This is a genomic window from Mitsuaria sp. TWR114, assembly GCF_007997345.1.
Window position 1 is genome coordinate 1 of record NZ_VOSR01001029.1, and the last position, 1,116, is coordinate 1,116.

Here is a 1,116-nt window from a genome sequence, read left to right on the forward strand (position 1 = left end):
TGGAAGGTGCCGATCCACAGCGTGCCGTCGCGCGCCTCGTGCATGGTCGAGACCTCGTCGGTGGGCAGGCCGTCGGCTTGGCGCAACGTCGTGATGCGGCCGTCCCGCAGGCGGTTGATGCCGCCGCCGGCGGTCGCGGCCCAGATCGCGCCGTCGCGCGCGGCGACGACGGAGCGGACGTTGTCGTGGCTCAGGCCCTCCGGCGTGCCGATCGCGGTGAAGGCGCGGTTGCGCAGCCGGTTCAGGCCGTCGACCCAGGTGCCGACCCAAATGCTGCCCTCGCGGTCCGCCATCAGCGACCAGACCTGGCCGCCAGCGAGCCCGCCGGCCGGCCCCGGCCCGGCGGAGATGGTGCTGAAGCGCCCGTCGTGAAGCCGGCTGACGCCGGCGCCCCAGCTGCCGATCCACAGGTCGCCGCGGAGGTCGCGGGCCAGCGCGGTGAGGTGGTCGCTGGGCAGGCCGTCGGCGGTGGTGTAGACGCGCATGTCCGGGCGGTCGACTGCGTGCAGGCGCACCAGCCCGCCGCCGGCGGTCGCGGCCCAGACGCCGCCGGAAGGATCCGGCAGCACGAAGCGCACCTGCGGATGCGGGAAGCCGGTCGACGCGTCGAAGACATGGAACTTGCCGTCCGGCGTCATCGCGAACAGGCCCGCGCCGGTGGTCGCGATCCAGAGCGTGCCCGCCGTGTCGAAGGCGACGGTGCGCAGCCGCGCGGCGGGCAGGCCGTCGGCGGCGCCGAAGGTCTTGACCGCGCCGTCCTTCCAGCGGACCAGCGCGCCGTCGCCAGCGGCCCAGATCGCGCCGGACTTGTCTTCGGCGAGCGACCAGATCCGGCGGCCACCGGCCTGCGCCTTCGAGATCGCCGCGCTGAAGCGCCCCTGCGCGTAGACCGCGACGCCGCCGGGGTGCCCGATCCACAACCGGCCCTGGCGGTCCTCCAGCAGCGCGAAGACCGGCTGCGAGGCGACGTCCGGGGCCTGCGCGGCGTCGAAGCTGATGAAGCGCCGGCCGTCGAAACGGGCCAGGCCGCCGGCGGTGCCGATCCACAGGCCGCCGTCGCGCGATTGCAGCAGCGCCTGGACGGTGTTGAGCGGCAGGCCCTGCTCGGTCTGCCAG

Annotated in this window: 1 protein-coding gene; it reads right to left on the minus strand. The window is 74.9% G+C overall.

Going from position 1 to position 1,116, the window contains the following annotated elements:
- Nucleotides 1-1,116 (minus strand): two-component regulator propeller domain-containing protein (locus FUT87_RS26980; RefSeq protein WP_222617318.1); only part of this gene is annotated, 1,116 nt, incomplete at both ends.